The organism is Sandaracinus amylolyticus (genome assembly GCF_000737325.1).
GTDB classification, from domain to species: Bacteria; Myxococcota_A; Polyangia; order Polyangiales; family Sandaracinaceae; genus Sandaracinus; species Sandaracinus amylolyticus.
On record NZ_CP011125.1, the window covers coordinates 3,559,686 to 3,577,152 of the forward strand.

Below are 17,467 nucleotides of genomic sequence, written 5' to 3' on the forward strand. Positions count from 1 at the left end.
ATGCGGCGTGTCGCGCTCGTCGTGCTCGCGATGGCGCTCGCGTCGTGCGGCGCGAGCGCGCCACCTCCGAGCGCGGCGAGCGATCTTCGTGCGCTCGCGCGTTTCGTGCTCGACGTGCACCCGCGTCCGCACGCGTACGTCGATCGCGACACGTTCGACGCGCTGGTCGAGGACGAAGCGGCGCACCTCGACGAGATGGAGGACGCGACCGACGTCGAGCTCGGTCGAGCGATGCATCGCGTGCTCGCGCAGCTCCACGACGGGCACGTCGCGATCGCGCTGCCCGCGTTCCAGACCGGCCCGCTGTCGCTGTTGCCGCTCTTGCCGAAGCGCGCGGGGGACACGTTCTTCGTGGACGCGTCGTCGCCCGAGCTGCCGCACGGCACGGCGCTGATCGCGATCGACGGAGAGCCGATCGACGCGCTCTGGAGCGAGCTCGAGGGGATGGTGCTCGCCGACGGGACGCACGAGAGCGCGCGTCGCGCCGCCCTCGAGCGCGGCTTCGCGCGTCACTTCCACGTCGCGCGCGCGACGCGCGAGACGTACCTGGTGCGGGTGCGCGAGCCCGACGGCACCGAGCGCGACGTCGAGCTCGACGGCGTCGATCGTGACGTGCTCGCGACGCTCGACGGCGCGCGTCGCTCCGCGGCGGTGTGGGGACCGCGCTCGAGCGAGGCGCAGCCATGGCCGTTCGTGGTCGAGATCGACGAGACGACGGTGTTGCTGCGCATGCCGTCGTTCGGCATCGCGGAGCACGACGAGTACCGCCGCCGTGTCGACGCGATCTTCGCGGCGATCGATCCCGACGCGACGCTGGTGCTCGACGTGCGCGGCAACGAAGGCGGGTTCCGCACGCACGGCATCGCGGTGCTCAACCACGTGCTCGGACGCGCCTACGCGCAGTGGGCGCGTCTGGAGACGCGCGTCACGCGCATCCCCGACGCCCACCGCGCGCAGGTGTCGTTCCCGTACGTGCCCGAAGACGCGCTCGCGAGCCTCTTCCCCGGCGCGCCGAACGAGGAAGGGCGCTTCGTCCGCGAGGGAGATCCCCTCGCGTCGATGATGACGCCGCACGGCGCGGGACATCGCGGGCGCGTCGTCGCGTTCGTCGACGGGCACACGAATTCCGCGGCGGTCGAGATGATCACCGCGCTGCGCGCGTTCCGCCCGGACGCCGAGCTGATCGGCGAAGAGACCGGCGGCGAGTGCGGGCGCCACGTCGGCGAGATGCCGGTGCTCTACACGACGCGCGCGCTGGGCGCCGTGGTGCTGACGTCGATCCTCGAGCTCACGCACGTCGAGGTCGCGGGGTGCGAGGCCCGACGCGGGCACGTCCCGCATCGCGCCGTCGCCTACGACGAGGCGCAGTTCCTCGCGGGCAGCGATCCCTATCTCGACGCGCTCTGATCACGCCGCGAGGAAGCCGCCGTCGACGTGGAGCGGCGCGCCGGTCACGAAGCCCGCGCCCTCCGAGCAGAGCCACACCGCCGCGGCCGCGACCTCGTCCTCGCTCGCCATGCGGCCCATCGGGTGCTGCGCGACGAGCGCCTGCACGATCTCGGGCACCACGCTCTCGGCCGCGCGCATCCCAGGCGTGCGCGTGACGCCGGCGCACAGCGCGTTCACGCGGATGCCGCGCGACGCGTACTCGAGCGCGACCGACTTCGTGAGCCCGAGCACCGCGTGCTTCGACGCGACGTACGCGTGGTGCGCGGCCTTCCCGGCGACGCCGTAGATCGAGCTCGCGTTCACGATCGCGCCGCCGCCGCTCTTCAGCATCAGCGGGATCTCGTGGCGCATCGCGAGCCACGTACCGCGCGCGTTGATCGCCATCGTGTCGTCGAAGATCGCCTGGTCGGCGGTCTCGAGCGGCTGCATGTCGCCGCCCGCGCCCGCGTTGTTGACCGCGACGTCTAGGCGCCCGAAGCGCGCCGCGATCGCCTCGATCGCGCGCGCGATCGAAGCCTCGTCGCGCACGTCCATGCGCGTGAAGAGCGGGCGCACGCCGCGCGCCGCGATCTCGCGCAGCACGTCGGCGCTGCGCGCCTCGTCGCGCGCCGCGATCACCACATCGGCGCCGGCGCGCGCGAAGGCGAGGGCGGTCGCGCGACCGATGCCGGACGTGCCGCCGGTGACGAGCGCGACGCGGCCGGAGAAGTCGTAGCTCAGCATGTTCGTGGCTTCCTTTCGGTTCTCGCGGACACGACGGACGGACGGCGCCATTGCCGCCCGTCCGGCGGTCCGAAAGGTCGTGATCGGCGACGCGCGACTACGCGCCGAGGCCGCGCTGGATCAGCAGCAGCGCTTGCTTCGCGAGCCGTCGCCGACGTCGCGGATCGAGCTTTCGCCGCAGCTCGTCGGACGCGAGGATCTCGTGGAGGTCCGCGCCGAGCTCCTGCAGCACGACGTTGGTCAGGCCGGGCCCGGTGATCGCGGTGACGAAGTGCACCGCGATCTTCGGGTCGACGTCCTTCGAGATCGCGCCGCGACGGATGCCGCGCTCGAGCGAGCGCTCGAGCTCCGCTTCGCCCGCCTGGCACACCGCGCGATGCAGCCCGCGCACCTCTTCGTGCGCCGTGGGATCGGCCGCCGCAGCGGTGATCCGCGCGAGCTTCGGGTGCTCGACGAGGAACGCCATGCCGCGCTCGATCTGCGTCTCGAGCGCGGCCCAGAAGTCGGTGTCGGCGTCGTCGATCACGCCGACGAACTCGCGCCGGCGGCGCGGCACTTCCTCGATGAGGAGCCAGCGATAGAGGTCGAGCTTGTCCGCGAAGTACTGGTAGACGCTGCCCTTCGCGATGCCGACGCGCTTCACGATCTGCGAGAGCGACGCCTCGGCGTAGCTGCGATCCGCGAACTCGTTGATCGCCTCGTCGACGAAGCGCTCGCGCTTCTCGTCGGGCAGCCGGAAGAACGTGGGCGTCGGCATGTGACCGTCCAGTCATATGACCGGCCGGTCATTCGCGCAAGCGAGAACGGATCAAGCGAAGAAGTGCGCGTGATCGCGCGCCCACTGCTCGAACGAGCGCGGCGGTCGACCGAGCACGCGCTCGACGTCGGGCGAGACCTGGTTCCAGATGCCCTCGCGCACCGCCGACATCGCGCCGACGAACGCGTCCGCGAGCTCCGCGGGGAAGCCGCGCGCGAGCAGCTCGTCGCGGACCTCCGCCGGCGGTCGCTCGCGGAGCGCGATCGGCTTGCCGGTGATCGCACCGAGCACGCGCGCGACCTCGCGATGGCTGAGCGCCGTCGGGCCCGTGAGATCGTAGGTGCGCCCCTGGTGTGCCGTGCCCGAGGTGAGCGCGACGACCGCGACGTCCGCGACGTCGCGCGGATCGACGTGCGCGAGCGCCCCGTCCCCGGCCAGCGCGAGCACCGACGCGAGCGGGCTCGAGGGATCGGCGAACGCGAGCGAATTGCTCGCGAAGCTGCCGCCGCGGAGCATCGTCCACGCGAGCCGCGATGCGCGCAGCGTGCGCTCGCTGGCCTCGTGCCACGCCGCGGATCCGACCTTCGGTGCGCCCTCGGGCATCATCACCGAGAGCTTCACGACGTGCGTGACGCCGGCGCGCTCCGCCGCGGCGATCGCGTTCGCTTCCTGCTCCGGGAGGTCGCTCCCCGTGGTCGCGAGGAACACGCGGTCGACGCCCGCGAACGCGCGCTCGAGCGTCTCCGGACGCGCGAGATCGGCGACGACGATCTCGACCGCGGGCCCGAGCTTCGCGGCCTTCGCCGCGTCGCGCACCAGGGCGCGAACGCGCTCTCCGCGCTGCAGCAGTCGAGCGACGAGGGCACTTCCGATGGTGCCGTTCGCACCGGTCACGAGGATCATCCGAGGCTCCTTTCGGCGCGCACTGGCGCGCGCTCGAGAGCCAACCTAGAACGATGGATCGGGACGTACAGTGACTGGAACGCCTGAAGATCGATCCGTTCGTCTCGCCGTGTCGGACCCGGTGACCGAGGTGCTGAGCGCGATGCGGGTGCGCAGCGCGATCTACTTCCGCCTCGACGCGACGGCGCCGTGGGGCGTCGACTTCCGCGGGCCCGCGCACGCGAAGTTCGGGATGGTGGTGCGCGGCAGCTGTTGGCTCACCGTCGCGGGCGAGGAGCGGCCGCTCGCGCTGCGCGCCGGCGACTGCTTCCTCGTCGCGTGGGACGCGCCGTTCGCGCTGCGCGACGCGCGCAACACCCGGGCGATCCCGTGCTCCGAGCTCGTCCCGCGCAAGGTCGGCAACGTCGTCGAGCACGGCGGCGGCGGTCCCGCGACGTCGGTCGTGTGCGGCTGGTTCGAGCTCGACGCGTGGGGGAGCAAGCCGCTCGTCGATCTGCTCCCGCGTGTGCTGTGCGTCGCGACCGATGGCGCGGAGGCGACGGCGCTGCGCGCGACGCTCGACCTGCTCGCGGCGGAGACGAGCGCGCCGGGCGTCGGGTCCCCGATCGTCGTGAGCCGCCTCGCGGATCTCGTGCTCGTGCAGATGATCCGCGCGCATCACGCGGCGGGACGCGACGGCGAGCTGCGCTGGCTCGGCGCGCTCGGCGATGCGCGCCTCGGTCCGGCGCTCCGCGCGATGCACGCCGATCTCGACCAGCCGTGGACCGTCGAGTCGCTCGCGGAGCTCGCGGGCATGTCGCGCTCGGCGTTCGCGCTGCGCTTTCGTGAGCACGTGGGCGAGGCACCGCTCGCGTACCTGACGCGATGGCGGCTCTACAAAGCAGGCGTCCTGCTGCGCTCGACGGAGGACGGCCTCGCGTCGATCGCCGATCGGGTGGGGTACGCGTCGGTCGGCGCGTTCGTGCGGGCGTTCCGTCGCGCGCACGGCCAGAGCCCGACCGAGTTCCGCCGCTCGGCGTGACTGGCGCCTGCACCTCGCGAGCCCTACGCTCGGCCCCTTCCGAATGCCCGTTCTCGACGCCCGCGAACTCCGCAAGAGCCTCGGAGCGCGCACGCTGCTCGATGGCGTGTCGCTCACGCTCGAAGAAGGCGAGCGCGTCGGTCTCGTCGGCCCGAACGGCTGCGGCAAGTCGACGCTCGCGCGCATCCTCGCGGGGATCGATCCCGCCGATGGCGGCGAGCTCGCGCGGCAGCGCGGCGCGCGTGTGCTCTACCTCGCGCAGGAGCCGACGTTCGAGGGCGATCCGACGGCGCTCGACGCGGTGCTCTCGGGTCTCGGCGACTGGCAGGCGGCGCGCGCGAAGCACGACCGCGCGAGCGAGGCGCTGGCGCGCGGCGAGGACCACGATCGCTGGCTCGCCGAGATGGAGAGCGCGGCGCACGACATCGAGCGCCTCGGCGGGTGGGATCGCGATCACGAGGCGCGCTCGTATCTCTCGCACCTCGGGGTGACGCGGCTCGACGCGAAGGTCGCGACGATGTCGGGCGGCGAGCGCCGTCGCGTCGCGCTCGCGCGGCTCTTGGTCGCGAGCCCGGAGCTCGCGATCCTCGACGAGCCGACGAACCACCTCGACGTCGAGACGATCGAGTGGCTCGAGAGGCACCTCGCGTCGTCGTTCCGCGGCGCGGTGCTGCTCGTCACGCACGATCGCTGGTTCCTCAACCAGGTGGTGGCGCGCACGCTCGAGCTCGAGCGCGGCAAGCTGCACTCGTACGAAGGCGGCTGGGAGGAGTACCTCGAGGCGAAGGCGGAGCGCGGCGCGCTCGAGCGTCGCGCCGAGGCGAACCGGCAGAACCTGCTGCGACGCGAGCTCGAGTGGCTGCGTCGCACGCCCGCGGCGCGCACCGGCAAGCAGAAGGCGCGCATCAACCGCGCGGAGAGCACGATCGCGAACGCGCCGCCGCCGCGCGAGCGCCAGGTCGAGCTCTCGATGGACGCGACGCGCACCGGTCGTACCGTGCTCGAGCTGCACGACGTCTCGCTCGCGATCGGCGGGCGCACGCTGGTCGAGAAGCTCGATCTCTCGCTCACGAAGGGCGAGCGCATCGGCATCGTCGGGCCGAACGGCGCGGGCAAGTCGACGCTGCTGCGCGCGATCCTCGGTGAGCTCGAGCCGATCGCGGGGCGCGTCGTGCGCGGCGCGAACACGAAGATCTCGTACCTCGATCAGCACCGCAGCGGGCTGGATCTCGAGAAGTCGGTCGCCGACAACGTCTCCCCGCACTCGCGACAGGTCGACTGGGGCGGGCGGCGCGTCGAGCTCGTGAGCTACCTCGAGCGCATGCTCTTCGACGCGGATCAGCAGCGTCAGCCGGTCGGCGCGCTGTCGGGTGGCGAGCGCGCACGCGTGCTGCTCGCGCGCATGCTGCTCGAGTCCGCGAACCTGCTCATCCTCGACGAGCCGACGAACGATCTCGACGCGCCGACGCTCGCTGCGCTCGAGGAGATGCTCTCGGAGTTCGACGGCACCGCGCTCGTCGTGACCCACGACCGTTGGTTCCTCGAGCGCGTCGCGACCGCGATCCTCGCGTTCGAAGGCGACGGACGGGTGCGGCGCTGGGCGGGCAGCTACTCGACGTGGCGCGCGCTGCGCGCGCAGGAAGACGCGCGACTCGCCGAGGAGCGCGCCGACGCGGAGGCCGCGGCCAAGAAGACGGCGGCGCCCGCGCGCGCTGCGGCACCGGCGGCGAAGAAGAAGGGCCTCAGCGGCGCGGAGAAGCGCGAGCTCGAGGGCATCTTCGAGAAGATCGAGGCGCGCGAGGCCGAGGTCGCGCGCATGGAGGCCGAGCTCGCCGACGCGAGCGTGTACGCGACGCGCGGCGCCGAGGTGCCCGCGATGCTCGCCGCGCTCGAGGCGGCGAAGGCCGAGGTCGCGACGATGATGGCGCGCTGGGAAGAGCTCGAGGCACGCAAGGACGCGTGATCAGCGCTTCGACGCGCGCTTCGGCAGCGTCACGCGCTGGCTCCACAGGACGATCGCCGTGATCGTGATGATCGCGTTCGCGACCGCCTCCGCGATCCCGATCCACTGCGGCCACACCGAGCCCACCGCGAACGCCGCGACGAACGCGACCGACGCGATCCAGAACGCGCGCGACACCGCGGCCGCGAGCATGCCGACGGTGCCGCTCGCGACGAGCATCACGACCGCGTGGCACTGCGCGATCGTCATCTGCGCCGCGCTGCCGCCGATGTAGATGAAGATCTCGCCGAGCTGGCTGAGGAAGAACGCGGCCGCGAGGCGACGGTTGAACGACGTCTGCAGCACGTGATCGCGCAGCGAGAACGCGACGATCGCGACCAGCGCGGTGAGGGTCACCGGCAGCACGGTCATGCTCGCGTGCGAGCTGCCGTAGGTGGGATCGACGTACGGCGCGAGCACCGGACCGAGCGTCCAGAAGAGCCCGACGAACACCGTGATCGAGAGGCGCAGGCCGCGGCCGAGCGACGGATCGTGCTCGCGATCGAGACGCAGCAGCGCTTCCTGTCGCGCGTCCCACGCGCGCACGGCGTCGCTCACGCGCGACGCGAGCGCGCGCGGCGGCGCGTCGAGCTCGCCGAGCAGCGCGGCGGCGGCGTGAGGGCGCGCCGCGTCGAGCTCGTGCGCGACCATGCGCGAGACCGCGCGCTCGAGGCCGTCCTTCGCGCGTGTGTTCTCGGGCCACGCGCGCAGCGCGGCGCGGAACCCGAAGCGACACTCGGCGAAGTGGCGATCGATCACCTCGCGCGCCGGCGTCGCGTCCTTCCGCGCGAGCTCCTCCTCGAGCGCGGCGAGCGAGCGCTCCGCCTCGACGGCGAGCTGCACCGCGCCGCGATGTCGGAGGAAGCCCTCGACCGCGCTGCGCAGCGCGTCGGCGCTGCCGTAGCGACGCGCGGGATCGGGATCGAGCGCGCGGCGCACGATCGCCGCGAGCTCCTCGGGCACGCTCGCGTCGAGGTGCGGTCGCGACTGCACGACGCTCGCGAGGATCGCGTGGAGGTTGCCCTCCTGGTGCGGCGCGCGCCCGGTGACGATCTCGTGCAGCACGCCGCCGAGCAGGTAGACGTCGGTCGCGGGCGAGAGCCGCGCCGCCGCGCCACCGAGCATCTCGGGCGCCATGTACCAAGGCGTCCCCGCGAGCACGAGGCCCTCGGCGGGATCCATCTTCGGCATGGCCGAGGCCTGATCCGCGGTGCGCACCGCGAGGCCCCAGTCGAGCACGTAGACCTCGCCGAAGCCGCCGATCATCACGTTGTCGGGCTTCAGATCGCGATGGAGCACGCCGCGCGTGTGCGCGAAGTGCACGGCGTTGCAGACCTGCAGCAGGACGCGCAGGTGCCACTCGAGCGGATCGGTCGCGCCGTGATCGCGCTCGAGGCGCGCGGGGTCGCGCAGCAGCTCGCTCCACACCACGCCGTCGATGTGCTTCAGCACGATCAGCGGCGTGCCCTGCGGGTCCGCCGCGATGTCGTGCACCGGCACGACGTTCGGGTGCTCGAGCGCACCGGTGACGCGCGCCTCGTACAGCAGCTTCTCGGTCGCGCGCTGCGTGCCCGCGTCGCGGTCGCGCTCGCGCAGCGTCTTCACCGCGACACGACGCGCGAGGCTCACCTGCACGCCCTCGCGGACCACGCCCATGCCGCCCTCGCCGAGCGTGCGACCGAGCCGGATCGCGCGCTCTCCCTCGCGCGCTTCGATCGCGGGCGCGAGCGTCTCGAGCAGCGACGGATCGGGCGCATCGGGGCGGATCGTCGCGCCGGGCGCGCGCTCGATCGTCTTCGCGAGCGAGCTGATCCCGGCGATGCGATCGGCGATCGTGCGCAAGCTGCCGGCGTCCTGCGGCGACGGGGCGTCTTCGAGCGACATGACGGAGCGCCCGGATGCTCGCACACCGAGCCCTCCTCGTCAGCGGACGTCTTCGGACGGGCTGCCGAGGAACGCGCTCGTGAGCCCGTCGCCGAGGCGATCGAACGCGCTCGTCGCCAGCACTTCGTAGATCGTTCCGTCGCTCGGCGCGTCGGCGCCACCGTCGACGCGCACGTGCTCGTCGGGTTGCACCACGAGCTCGAACGCGTGTCGCTCGCTCGCGCCGGGGATGCGCATCTCGATCGCGAAGCGCACGAGGAACGCCGCGAAGCGGCGCTCGTCCTCCTCGGGCTCGAGCTCGTCGAGACGGCTCGGGAAGAACGGGCGCGTCACCGGGCTGCTCACGTACACGTCGCCGGTGGGCACGATCGTGTACTCGATGCGGATCTCGGGGTCGGGGCCCTCGTCGTCGGCCTCGGCGAGGATCGCAGCGCGCCGTGCGTCGCGCTCTTCCTCGGGCACGCTCTCGAGCCGCGCGAGGATCTCGTCCGCGGTCGGTACGTCGCGCAGGTTCGGCCCGCGCACGATGCGCATCACGTCGCGCGACACGAGCGGCTCGAACGCGGTGTTCAGCCGGTCGAACACGAGCGCTTCGCGCTGCACCGACAGACGCCGCGAGAACGAGGGCGCGATCGGCTCGATCGGCACGTTCTGCGACGCGTCCACCATCGCATCGAACACGCGGAGCGCCTCGCTCGACGGAGTGCGGAAGCGGACGAGCACGCTCGCGTCGTCGTGCGCCTCGAGGTACGCGAAGAGCGCGCGCAGGAACGCCGCGACCTCGGGCCGCGCGCCGCGCGCGAGCAGCGACTCGAGCGCGCGCTCGTAGCGCGCGTGGTGGAGGCGTCGCGCCTCTTCGCCCTCGGGGGTGCCAGCGTGCTCGCGCGCGACGTACGCGTACGCGCCCGCGTCGTCGGCGCGTCGCGCCTCCTCGAGCGCGAGGCGCGGCATGACGGCGCGCGCCTCCGCGACCTGCGGCGCATCGGGGAACCGCGTCACGAACGCGCGGAGCCCCCACGCGCTCGAGCGCGCGTTCTCGTACTCCATCGCGATCCAGCGCGCGCGCGCTGCCACGGTGTCGGGCCCCTCGGGATACGCCTCGACGTAGCGACCGAGCGATGCCGCATCGCCCGCCGCGATCGCCTGCGCATATGCGGCGCGCGGCAGCAGATCCGCGCGCACCCGCGCCGCGTCGGAGCCGCCTGCGTCGGCGTAGCAGCGCAGCGCCTCGACGTCGCTCGCGGCGCTCGCGCTCGCGATGGCCATCGCATCGCTCGCCGCGTTGCGCGCGATCAGCGTCACCGCGCCGATCACGAGCGCGAGCGGCACCGCGATCGCCACCGTGCGCGCCCAGTCGCTCCGCGGACGCGCGTCGCTCGCCCGCTCCCACGACGTCGAGCGCCGCAGCTCGCCGAGCGCGTCGTGCCGCCGACGCCGCGTCGCGTGATCCTCGGGCGCGAGCGCGGCTTCGCGTGCCTGCTCGACGCGCTCGGCGATCGCCTCGGCCTCGCTCGCCGGCACGAGGCACGTCTCCGCGGGCTCGCCCTCGAGCCACAGCGTGATCTCCGCGAGCCCGCCCAGCGGCAGCCGTCGCGGCGCGCTCACGCCCGCGACCGCGCGGAGTGGCACGACGCGCACCTCGGGCCCGTGCGCGATCACCACGTCGCGATCGAGCACGTACAGCCCGGGCGCGAACGGCATCCTGCGCGCGCGCAGCGGCGCGAGCAGCGCGCGCACGACGAGCAACGCGATGGGCACCGCGGGAAGGGCGTACACCAGCGCCCACGTGGGCTCGTGCCGCGGCTCGCAGGCCGCGGCGAACGCGCGCGCCGCGAGCGCGACGATCACGAACGCGCCGATCGGAGCCAGCGCGATCGCCGCGCGCTCCCGCCAGGCGAAACGATCGTGCGCAGCCAGGAGCGCCGGCCCGCGCGGCGCGAGCACGGCGGCCAGCTCGCGGCTCAGCGCGGGCGGGAGCGACGCGACGTCGATCGTGCGCGCGCGGTCGTCGGACGGATCGGACACGCGAACACTCTACGCTCGTCGTGCCCGAGTATCCTCGCCGCGATGTCGCTGCCCGAACGGGTCGATCTCCTCGTCGTCGGCGCGGGCACCGCGGGGGCCGCCGTCGCGTCCCTCGGAGCGCGCGCCGGGCTGCGCACGCTGCTGATCGATCGCGCGCCGCTCGACCGCGCGGGCGCGCAGTGGATCAACGCCGTGCCGCGCTGGTGCTTCGACGACGCGCGCATCGCGCAGCCGCGCGGCGCGGAGCTCGTCGGCGACGAGGTGCCCTATCACTTCGTCGCGGGCGAGGGGCACGTCGTGGTGCGCGACCACGGGGTGCTCGAGCTCGACATGCACCTCCTCGTCGCGCGCCTGCAGCAGGACGCACGCGATGCCGGCGCGACGCTCGAGGAGAGGTGCGCGCGCTCGGGCTCGAGGGCGGCGTGGAGCGCGGCGCGCTGCGCACGGACCGCGGCGTCGTCCTCGCCGACGTGATCGTCGATGCCTCGGGCCTCGCGGGCGCGCGGCTGCTCGGCGAGCCGCCGGGGATCGCGCGCCACGATCTCTGCTCCGCGGCGCAGGAGATCCGCGCGGTGCGCGATCGCGGCGCCGCCGAGGCGCTCTTCGCGCGTCATCGCGTGCCGCTCGGTGAAGTGCTCTCGTTCGTCGGCAGCGCGGGCGGCTACTCGGTGCTCAACCTGCGGCTCGAGGGCGATCACGTCTCGATGCTCACGGGCTCGATCCCCGCCGAGGGCCATCCCTCTGGCCGCGCGATGATCGAGCGCTTCGCCGCCGAGCATCCTTGGATCGGTCCGCCGATCCGCGCCGGCGCGCGCGCGATCCCGCTCGGACCTCCCGCGCTCCCGCTCGCGCGAGGCCGCGTCGCGCGCATCGGGGACGCCGCGCTCCAGGTGTTCTCCGCGCACGGCTCGGGCATCGGCGCGGGGCTCGTCGCCGCCCGCGTGCTGGTCGACGCGATCACGCGCGGCGGCGGTCTCGCCGAGTACGAGACGCGCTGGACGCGCGAGCGCGGCGGTCTGCTCGCGGCGTACGACGTCTTCCGCCGCTACAGCCAGCGCATCACGCTCGCCGAGCTCGAGCGCCTCGTCACCACGGGGCTGCTCGACGCCGCGATGATGCGCCCTGCGATGACGCAGCTGCCGCCCGCGCTCGACGCGCGCGCGTTGCTCGAGAAGGCGCCGCGCGCGCTGCGAGAGCGCGCGCTGGTCTCGCGGCTGGCTCGCGTCGTCGCGCGGATGGAGGCGATCCGCGCGCTCCATCCGCTCTATCCGTCGCGTCCCGGCGCCGCGCGCGAGGCTTGGTCGCGCGCGCGCACGCGCATGATCGGGCGCTCATGGGTCGCGTCGCGACCATGAGCGCGCGCTCATCACGACGGAGACGCGATCCCGCCGAGCTTCGCGGTGAGGAACTCGCGCGCGAGCCGGCCGACCTCTTCGAGCGCGCCCGGCTCCTCGAAGAGGTGGGTCGCGCCCACGATCACCTCGAGGTGCACCTCGTTCCGCATCCGCGCGATCGCCTCGCGATGGAGCTCGAGCACCGGCACGTCGTCGCCGCCGACGATCAGCAACGTCGGCGCGCGCACCACCGGGAGCGCGTTGCCCGCGAGGTCGGGGCGACCGCCGCGTGACACCACGGCCGCCACGGCGTCGGGGCGCAGCGCCGCAGCGACCAGCGCTGCCCCGCCGCCCGTGCTCGCGCCGAAGAACCCGAGGCGCAGCTCGCGCGTGCTCGGATCGCGCCGCGCCCACTCGATCGCCGACACGAGGCGCTCCGCGAGCAGCTCGATGTCGAAGCGCAGGTGCGCCGTGCGCGCGTCGATCGCCTCTTCTTCGCGCGTCAGCAGATCGAGCAGCAGCGTCGCGAGCTTGCCGCGCTGCAGGACCTCCGCGACGTAGCGGTTGCGCGGGCTGTGACGGCTGCTCCCGCTCCCGTGCGCGAACACGACGAGCCCGCGGGCGCCGCTCGGCACCACGAGATCACCCTCGACGCGCGCGCCCTTCACCGGGACGGAGATCTCGCGCCGCTCGGCGACGATCTCGGGGGCCCGGCGCTCGCCCGGATGGATCGACGTGGGCCGGCTCATGGCGAGCGAGATGTGCACCACCCGAGCACGGGCAAGCGAAGCGCCCCACGTGCGCGCAATCCCAGACCAAGCGAGCCCGCTCGCGGTCCGTGCGCGGCGGTGCGCCACACGTGTGCTCCTCGGCGCTTCCCGCGCACGAGGATTGCTGAGCGGAGATGCCAGGAGGACACGCACCTTCGATGACCCGCGACGAACACGTCGATGCCTTCGAGCACACGATGCAGCTCAGCTACGAGTGGCTGCGCGAGTACGCCGAGGAGCTCGGCTCCTGCACCGCGCAGCTCGCGTATCGATGTCTCCGCGCGGCGCTGCACGCGATCCGCGATCGGCTCCCCGCGAACGAGTCGGCCGCGCTCGCGGCGCAGCTCCCGCTGCTGCTGCGCGGCGTGTACTACGAGGGCTGGCGACCCTCGCACGTCCCGGCAGCGCTCGACAGCGTCGACGACGTCTACGACGAGATCGCGACGGTGCTCGAGGGCGGGCCCCACGCGGCTCCGCGCGACGTGCTGCGCGCCGCGCTCTCGGTGCTCAACGACCGCATCGACGCGGGCGAGATCCGCAAGCTGCGCCACCAGGTCGGCGAAGAGCTGCGCCGCATCTGGCCCGAGCCGCCGCTCGGCGCACCGCCCGCGCAGCCGGTGGTGTGATCACGACGAGAGGCGCTGCGCGAGGAGCGGGAGCATCGCGCCCGCGCGCGCGTCGACCCGCAGCGTCGCGAGCGCGTCGCCGCGCGTCTCGCCGACGTTGAGAATCGCGATCGGGATCGCGCGCTCGGCCGCGGCGCGCACGAAGCGCAGGCCCGAGTACACCGCGAGCGACGAGCCCACGACCAGCATCGCGTCGGCGTCGCGCACCATCGCGTGCGCCGCGTCGACGCGCGGCCTCGGCACGCTGTCGCCGAAGAAGACGACGTCGGGCTTGAGCACGCCGCCGCACGCCTCGCACGCGACCACGCGGAAGCCGTCGAGCGCGTCGTCCTCGAGCTCCGCGTCGCCGTCGGGGTTGAGCTCCACCGGGCGCTCGACGAACCCGGGGTTCGCGTCGAGCAGGCGCGCCTGCACGTCCGCGCGCGGCGCGGTCGTCCCGCACGCGAGGCAGCGCACCTCCGCGAGCGCGCCGTGCAGCTCGATCACGCGGGCGCTCCCCGCCGCGTGGTGCAGGCGATCGACGTTCTGCGTGATCAGCCCGACCAGCGCGCCCTCGCGCTCCATCGACGCGAGCGCGCGGTGCGCGTCGTTCGGGCGCGCGCCCGCGATGCGCGGCCACCCGTGGAGGCTGCGCGCCCAGTAGCGCGCGCGAGCGCGCGCGTCGTGGAGGAACGCGCGGTACTGCATCGGGTTCCGCGCGCGCTTGCGCGTGCCCTCGCCGCGGTAGTCGGGGATGCCGGACTCGGTGCTGCACCCGGCACCGGTGAGCGCGACGACGCGCCGTCCGGCGAGCAGCGTGCACAGGGCTTCGAGGTCGTGCGTCATCGGCGAGCACGGACTCTGTGGACGCGGGCCCCGCATGGCAACGAGCGCGTGTGGAGCGCTGTACGGCGTGCAGCGCGCTGCACATGCCCGGGCGTGCCACGCCCATGACCGCCCGTGTGAAAACCCGGCCCACCGCGCGGTTTCGAGCGGAAAAAACAGGGCGTTTTCGCGCTGGCGCACGACCTGCTACGCGCGCCGGAGCTGCGGGGCGGGGGCCTCGCGAGGAGCGAGAGAGGGATGACGCGCAACGACTGGTGCTCGATCGCGCTCGCGAGCGCGATGCTGACGGGCTGCTTCCGCCCACCGGACGCGACACCGACGCCGGACCCATTCACCCCTGGGCCCGAGGCGCGCTCGCCGTTCATCGATCCGCGCTTCTACGAGGGGAACGTCACGCAGGAGGTCGCGCCTCCGCCGATCAGCGGGGGCACGCTCCAGCTGCACGACGGCTGGGCGATCGCGGCGGACGCCGATCGTGATCGCATCGTGGTCGTCGATTACCGGCGCGCGCGCGCGGTCCACGCCGAGGTCGCGCTGCCGCCGGGCGCGGAGCCGGGGCGCGTGGTGACCGACGGCGCGGGTCGCGCGCACGTCGTGCTGCGCGGCATCGGCGAGATCTACTCGTTCGATCCCGAGCGTCCACGCGACGGCGAACGCCGCGCGGTGTGCCCGATGCCCCGCGGCATCGCGCACGACGGCGCGCGCGATCTGCTCCACGTCGCGTGCCGCGGCGGTGAGGTCGTGAGCCTTCCGGCGGCGGGCGGTCCGTCGGTGCGCGAGATGCGCGTCGAGGGCGGCGATCTCCGCGACGTGGTGGTCGACGGCGACACGCTGCTCGTCACGCGCTTCCGCAACGCCGAGCTGCTGCGCGTGAGCGTCGAGGGCGCGGTGATGGATCGCGTGGCGCCGAGCGTGGTGACCGATCCGTTCAACGGGTTCATCGACAGCACGGGCGTGTGGCGCGAGGCGGTGTTCCAGCCGTCGGTCGCGTGGCGGACCATCTCGATGCCGAGCGGCGACGTCGCGATGGTGCACCAGCGCGCGAGCGACACCGAGCTCCAGCTCGCGCCCGGCGCGTACTACGCGACGGGCTTCTGCGACGGCTCGATCGTGCAGAGCGCGGTCACGGTGTTCACGGATCACGGCGCGTCGCGCGCGCCGAACCTCGGCACGTCGTCGCTGCCCGTCGACCTCGCGGTCTCGACCGACGAGACCGAGATCGCGGTGGTCAACGCAGGCAACCAGTCGGGCGAGAGCGCGGTCGCCATCTACCCGCTCGCCGCGCTCGAGACGCGCGTCGAGGACCAGGGCTGCATGTTCCCCAACGAGACGGTCGCGGGCGTGCAGAACCCGGTGGCGGTCGCGTACGGCGAGGGCGGCCTGCTGGTCGTGCAGCAGCGCGAGCCGGCGCGCCTCGTGATGATCGAGCGCACCACCGGTCAGCGCTTCGAGGTCGATCTCGGCGGTGAGTCGCGCTTCGACACCGGCCACACGATCTTCCACGCGAACGCGAGCCGCGGCACCGCGTGCGCGTCGTGTCACCCCGAGGGCGGCGAGGACGGACGCACCTGGCTCTTCGCGGGCCTCGGCCCGCGCCGCACCCCCGCGATGCACGGCGACGTGACGGAGACCGCGCCGTTCCACTGGGACGGCGATCTCCCGGATCTGCGCGCGCTGAGCGAGGTCGTCTTCACCGGTCGGATGAGCGGCCCGCGCCTGTCGGGCACGCAGGTGAACGCGCTCGGCGCGTGGCTCGACGAGCTGCCCGCGCCGGTGGTCACGCCGCGCGACGCCATCGCGGTGCAGCGCGGTCGCGAGCTGTTCTTCGGCGCGGCGGAGTGCGGCACCTGTCACTCGGGCGCGATGCTCACGAACAACACGACCGTCGACGTGGGCACCGGTGGCGCGTTCCAGGTGCCCTCGCTCGTCGGCGCATCGCAGCGACTGCCGGTGATGCACGACGGGTGTGCGACCACGATGCGCGAGCGCTTCGATCCCTCGTGCGGTGGTGACGCGCACGGCGCGACGCAGCGGCTCGACGACGCGCAGATCGGCGATCTCGTCGCCTATCTCGAGACGCTCTGACCGAACGACCGTCGCCGCTCGCGTCCACCACGCGGGCGGCGACTCCGCTTCGCTTCGGCGATACGCTCTCCGTCGATGCCGGAACGCGAATCGGTCCCTCCCGCGGCGCTGATCTCGACGCGCGTGCTGGTCGCCGATCCCGAGCTCGCCGCGATCGTCGAGGTGGTCAGCGGCGAGCGCGGTCTCGATCGGACCATCGATCACCCGCGCATCCAGAAGTCCGGTCTCGCGCTCGCGGGGCACCTCGTCGGGGTCGTCGCGTCGCGCGTGCAGATCCTCGGAGAGACCGAGATCAGCTACCTCGAGACGCTCGAGCCCGCCCTGCGCATCGCGCGACTGCGCGGCTTCTTCGGGCTCGGCCTCGCGTGCGTCGTCGTCACGCGCGGTGTGTCGCCGCTGGCCGAGCTCGAGGCCGTCGCGCGCGAGACCGACGTGCCGCTGCTCGTCGCGACGCCGCGCTCGAGCACCACGATCGCCGCGCTGCACGGCGCGCTCGATCGCCTGCTCGCGCCGCGCGAGTCGACGCACGGCGTGATGATCGAGGTGCACGGCCTCGGCCTGCTGCTCGTCGGCCCGAGCGGGATCGGCAAGAGCGAGAGCGCGCTCGTGATGATCGAGCGCGGCGCGCGCCTCGTCGCGGACGATCGCGTGGACCTCGTGCGCATGGGCCATCGCGTGCTCGGCGCCGCTCCCGCGCTCCTCCGCCATCACCTCGAGATCCGCGGCCTCGGCATCCTCAACATCCGCGATCTCTTCGGCGCGACGGCGGTGCAGGACGAGGCGAACCTCGACGTGATCATCGAGCTCTGCCACCTCGACGACGAGCGCAGCGACGAGGGCTTCGATCGCCTCGGTCTCGACGACGCGACGCGCAGTGTGCTCGGCGTTCCGGTGCCGATCCTGCGCGTGCCGGTCTATCCCGGCCGCGACATGGGCGTGCTGCTCGAGGTCGCGACGCGCAATCAATTGCTGAAGCGCGCGGGCCATCACTCGGCGCGCGACTTCGCGGAGCAGCTCGCACGCGGGCTCGGGGTTCCGGCCCGCGGCGCGTCACGCTGAACGG

The 17,467-nt window shown here is 73.4% G+C and carries 15 protein-coding genes; 8 read left to right on the forward strand and 7 right to left on the reverse strand.

All coding sequences use genetic code 11. The annotated features are described in order from the left end of the window. Positions 1 to 1,407 carry a S41 family peptidase gene (locus DB32_RS15020; protein ID WP_053233148.1) on the forward strand — a complete coding sequence of 469 codons (1,407 nt, stop codon included), beginning with the start codon at positions 1 to 3 and terminating at the stop codon, positions 1,405 to 1,407. On the opposite strand, the gene DB32_RS15025 is transcribed toward DB32_RS15020, so the two are convergent. From DB32_RS15025 to DB32_RS15035, 3 genes are all read right to left on the reverse strand, one after another. After that, the gene (locus DB32_RS15025; protein WP_053233149.1) at positions 1,408 to 2,172 is read right to left on the reverse strand and encodes a glucose 1-dehydrogenase; all 765 of its coding nucleotides are present in this window, start codon (positions 2,170 to 2,172) and stop codon (positions 1,408 to 1,410) included. A gap of 97 nt (positions 2,173 to 2,269) precedes the next feature. Then, entirely contained in the window at positions 2,270 to 2,929 is a 660-nt protein-coding gene (locus tag DB32_RS15030) for a TetR/AcrR family transcriptional regulator (protein WP_053233150.1), read from the reverse strand. 51 nt (positions 2,930 to 2,980) lie between these two features. Next, positions 2,981 to 3,832, reverse strand: a complete 852-nt coding sequence (locus DB32_RS15035; RefSeq protein ID WP_053233151.1) for an NAD(P)H-binding protein — start codon at positions 3,830 to 3,832, stop codon at positions 2,981 to 2,983. Between the two features lie 109 nt (positions 3,833 to 3,941). Here DB32_RS15035 and DB32_RS15040 point away from each other — a divergent pair, with 109 nt between their 5' ends. Further along, positions 3,942 to 4,853: an AraC family transcriptional regulator gene (locus DB32_RS15040; protein WP_205627056.1), complete on the forward strand. Its 912-nt coding sequence runs from the start codon at positions 3,942 to 3,944 to the stop codon at positions 4,851 to 4,853. A gap of 43 nt (positions 4,854 to 4,896) precedes the next feature. Further along, complete coding sequence (locus DB32_RS15045) at positions 4,897 to 6,816, forward strand: ABC-F family ATP-binding cassette domain-containing protein (protein ID WP_053233152.1); 1,920 nt, start codon at positions 4,897 to 4,899, stop codon at positions 6,814 to 6,816. Here DB32_RS15045 and DB32_RS15050 read toward each other — a convergent pair whose 3' ends face one another. Both DB32_RS15050 and DB32_RS15055 read right to left on the reverse strand, forming a co-directional pair. Further along, complete coding sequence (locus tag DB32_RS15050) at positions 6,817 to 8,739, reverse strand: serine/threonine-protein kinase (protein ID WP_053233153.1); 1,923 nt, start codon at positions 8,737 to 8,739, stop codon at positions 6,817 to 6,819. A gap of 39 nt (positions 8,740 to 8,778) precedes the next feature. Continuing rightward, positions 8,779 to 10,764: a hypothetical protein gene (locus DB32_RS15055; RefSeq protein WP_053233154.1), complete on the reverse strand. Its 1,986-nt coding sequence runs from the start codon at positions 10,762 to 10,764 to the stop codon at positions 8,779 to 8,781. Between the two features lie 42 nt (positions 10,765 to 10,806). Here DB32_RS15055 and DB32_RS15060 point away from each other — a divergent pair, with 42 nt between their 5' ends. Next, positions 10,807 to 11,238, forward strand: a complete 432-nt coding sequence (locus tag DB32_RS15060; RefSeq protein ID WP_053233155.1) for a hypothetical protein — start codon at positions 10,807 to 10,809, stop codon at positions 11,236 to 11,238. Further along, a complete protein-coding gene (locus tag DB32_RS15065) occupies positions 11,160 to 12,119 on the forward strand; it encodes an NAD(P)/FAD-dependent oxidoreductase (protein WP_053233156.1) in 960 nt (319 codons plus the stop codon). Before DB32_RS15060 ends, DB32_RS15065 begins: the two co-directional genes overlap by 79 nt. An 11-nt stretch (positions 12,120 to 12,130) precedes the next feature. On the opposite strand, the gene DB32_RS15070 is transcribed toward DB32_RS15065, so the two are convergent. Then, on the reverse strand, positions 12,131 to 12,847 hold the full coding sequence (locus tag DB32_RS15070; protein ID WP_053238823.1) for a dienelactone hydrolase family protein: 717 nt from the start codon (positions 12,845 to 12,847) through the stop codon (positions 12,131 to 12,133). Positions 12,848 to 13,026: 179 nt separating this feature from the next. Between DB32_RS15070 and DB32_RS15075 the strand changes: the two genes are divergently transcribed. Next, the gene (locus DB32_RS15075) at positions 13,027 to 13,494 is read left to right on the forward strand and encodes a DUF2267 domain-containing protein (protein ID WP_053233157.1); all 468 of its coding nucleotides are present in this window, start codon (positions 13,027 to 13,029) and stop codon (positions 13,492 to 13,494) included. Here the strand turns inward: DB32_RS15075 and DB32_RS15080 are convergent, their stop codons facing one another. Continuing rightward, positions 13,495 to 14,355: an NAD-dependent protein deacetylase gene (locus tag DB32_RS15080; protein WP_053233158.1), complete on the reverse strand. Its 861-nt coding sequence runs from the start codon at positions 14,353 to 14,355 to the stop codon at positions 13,495 to 13,497. Positions 14,356 to 14,556: 201 nt separating this feature from the next. Between DB32_RS15080 and DB32_RS15085 the strand changes: the two genes are divergently transcribed. Further along, positions 14,557 to 16,404: a c-type cytochrome gene (locus tag DB32_RS15085; RefSeq protein WP_053233159.1), complete on the forward strand. Its 1,848-nt coding sequence runs from the start codon at positions 14,557 to 14,559 to the stop codon at positions 16,402 to 16,404. 75 nt (positions 16,405 to 16,479) lie between these two features. Continuing rightward, complete coding sequence (gene hprK / locus DB32_RS15090) at positions 16,480 to 17,463, forward strand: HPr(Ser) kinase/phosphatase (protein ID WP_075097523.1); 984 nt, start codon at positions 16,480 to 16,482, stop codon at positions 17,461 to 17,463. Positions 17,464 to 17,467 lie beyond the last annotated feature (4 nt).